We start from the raw sequence: 3387 nt of genomic DNA on the forward strand, positions 1-3387 counted from the left end.
GGGTCCACTTGTGGGTTCGGTGAGTGTGGAAAGTCGAAGGTTGAGTGGGGGAGTTTTCCAGGCACACTGTTGGGTCCTGAGGGATCGAGTTTATCTCGGTTTCTTTTGGGCCGCACTTCTCCGAACTGCCGGGCCGCATCTGTGAGGATGTTTGGCTGGTAAGCGGGGGTGATGGTGTTGGTACCGCCCGTAATTTGAGAACTACACAGTGGACGCGAGCATCTTTGTAGCAAGACAAGCTACTAAGGGCACATGGTGGATGCCTTGGCACCAAGAGCCGATGAAGGACGTAGGAGCCTGCGATAAGCCCCGGGAAGTTGGCAACCAAGCGTTGATCCGGGGATTTCCGAATGGGGAAACCCAGCTGGAGTCATGTCCAGTTACCTGCACCTGAATATATAGGGTGTTTGGAGGGAACGTGGGGAAGTGAAACATCTCAGTACCCACAGGAAGAGAAAACAAAAGTGATTCCGAGAGTAGTGGCGAGCGAAATCGGATGAGGCCAAACTTAACTAGTGTGATAGCCGGCAGGCGTTGCTAGTTGAGGGTTGTGGGGCCGCTTTGTTGGTTCTGCCGAACTGACACAGAGTAAGAAACCATCGTTGAAGTCGAAGCGGACTGGAAAGTCCCGGCATAGAGGGTGATACCCCCGTATACGTAAGACGATGGCTCTGAAGCGTCACCCCAAGTAACACGGAACCCCTGAAATTCCGTGTGAATCTGGCGGGACCACCCGTTAAGCCTAAATACTCCTTGGTGACCGATAGCGGACAAGTACCGTGAGGGAAAGGTGAAAAGTACCCCTGGCGGGGAGTGAAATAGTACCTGAAACCATGTGCCTACAATCCGTTGGAGCGAGACCTTTGGTCTTGTGACAGCGTGCCTTTTGAAGAATGAGCCTGCGAGTTTGCGTTGTGTCGCGAGGTTAACCCGTGTGGGGAAGCCGTAGCGAAAGCGAGTCCTAATAGGGCGTTTGAGTGGCACGACCAAGACCCGAAGCGAAGTGATCTATCCATGGGCAGGTTGAAGCGCGGGTAAGACCGCGTGGAGGACCGAACCCACTTAGGTTGAAAACTGAGGGGATGACCTGTGGATAGGGGTGAAAGGCCAATCAAACTTCGTGATAGCTGGTTCTCCCCGAAATGCATTTAGGTGCAGCGTCGCGTGTTTCTTGCCGGAGGTAGAGCACTGGATAGTCTAGGGGGCCCAAAAGCTTACCGAAATTAACCAAACTCCGAATGCCGGTAAGTGAGAGCGCGGCAGTGAGACAGTGGGGGATAAGCTCCATTGTCGAGAGGGAAACAGCCCAGACCATCAGCTAAGGTCCCTAAGCGATAACTAAGTGGAAAAGGATGTGGAGTCGCAGAGACAACCAGGAGGTTGGCTTAGAAGCAGCCATCCTTGAAAGAGTGCGTAATAGCTCACTGGTCAAGTGATTCCGCGCCGACAATGTAGCGGGGCTCAAGTTATCCACCGAAGCTATGGCATTCATGCGTAAAGCTAGGCCTTCGTGGTCCAGGTGCATGGATGGGTAGGGGAGCGTCGTGTGGCGGGTGAAGCAGCGGTGTGAACCAGTTGTGGACGCCACACGAGTGAGAATGCAGGCATGAGTAGCGAATGAAGAGTGAGAAACTCTTCCGCCGAATGATCAAGGGTTCCAGGGTCAAGCTAATCTGCCCTGGGTAAGTCGGGACCTAAGGCGAGGCCGACAGGCGTAGTCGATGGACAACGGGTTGATATTCCCGTACCGGCAAAATAGCGCCCATGACGAACCCGGTGATGCTAAGTGCCCGAAACTCATCTGATCCTTCGGGACGTGATGAGCAGAGCGCATGACCCGAACCGGTAGTAGTCAAGCGATGGGGTGACGCAGGAAGGTAGTCCAACCGTGGCGATGGTAGACCACGGCTAAGGGTGTAGGACGCGAGGTAGGCAAATCCGCCTCGCATGTGTCTGAGACCTGATGGGGAGTCCGTATGGACGAAGTGGATGATCCTATGCTGTCGAGAAAAACCTCTAGCGAGCTATGCGCCGCCCGTACCCCAAACCGACTCAGGTGATCAGGTAGAGAATACTAAGGCGATCGAGTGAACCACGGTTAAGGAACTCGGCAAAATGCCCCCGTAACTTCGGGAGAAGGGGGGCCGGATGCGTTAGCAGACTTGCTCTGTGAAGCGTTGATGGCCGCAGAGACCAGGCCCAAGCGACTGTTTACTAAAAACACAGGTCCGTGCGAAGTCGTAAGACGATGTATACGGACTGACTCCTGCCCGGTGCTGGAAGGTTAAGGGGACCTGTTAGCTAACTTGTTAGCGAAGCGGAGAACTTAAGCCCCAGTAAACGGCGGTGGTAACTATAACCATCCTAAGGTAGCGAAATTCCTTGTCGGGTAAGTTCCGACCTGCACGAATGGAGTAACGACTTGGGCGCTGTCTCAACCGTGGACTCGGCGAAATTGCACTACGAGTAAAGATGCTCGTTACGCGCGGCAGGACGGAAAGACCCCGGGACCTTTACTATAGTTTGGTATTGGTGTTTGGTTCGACTTGTGTAGGATAGGTGGGAGACTTTGAAGCTTGGACGCCAGTTCAGGTGGAGTCATCGTTGAAATACCACTCTGGTCGTATTAGACATCTAACCTAGGTCCATTATCTGGATCAGGGACAGTGCCTGATGGGTAGTTTAACTGGGGCGGTTGCCTCCTAAAATGTAACGGAGGCGCTCAAAGGTTCCCTCAGCCTGGTTGGCAATCAGGTTTCGAGTGTAAGTGCACAAGGGAGCTTGACTGTGAGAGTGACATCTCGAGCAGGGACGAAAGTCGGAACTAGTGATCCGGCGCTGGCATGTGGAAGCGGCGTCGCTCAACGGATAAAAGGTACCCCGGGGATAACAGGCTGATCTTCCCCAAGAGTCCATATCGACGGGATGGTTTGGCACCTCGATGTCGGCTCGTCGCATCCTGGGGCTGGAGTAGGTCCCAAGGGTTGGGCTGTTCGCCCATTAAAGCGGCACGCGAGCTGGGTTTAGAACGTCGTGAGACAGTTCGGTCCCTATCCGCCGCGCGCGCAGGAAACTTGAGAAAGGCTGTCCCTAGTACGAGAGGACCGGGATGGACGAACCTCTGGTGTGCCAGTTGTTCCGCCAGGAGCACGGCTGGTTAGCTACGTTCGGAAGTGATAACCGCTGAAAGCATCTAAGCGGGAAGCACGTTTCAAGATGAGGTTTCCCACCGGGTTAACCGGGTAAGGCCCCCAGTAGACGACTGGGTTGATAGGCCGGAGGTGTACAGGAGTAATCCCTAGCCGACCGGTACTAATAGGCCGAGGGCTTGTCCCTCAAAGATGTTGCGCGTCCACTGTGTGGTTCCCGAGTTACGGTCGGGAGCCT

At 54.5% G+C, this 3387-nt stretch carries 1 rRNA gene; it reads left to right on the forward strand.

Features of this window, described 5'->3' with window-relative positions:
* Positions 1-232 precede the first annotated feature (232 nt).
* Positions 233-3336, forward strand: a 23S ribosomal RNA gene (locus tag AC4BGC_RS21545).
* The last annotated feature ends 51 nt before the right edge of the window (positions 3337-3387 follow it).

The organism is Nocardioides sp. Z38_18, from assembly GCF_058215695.1.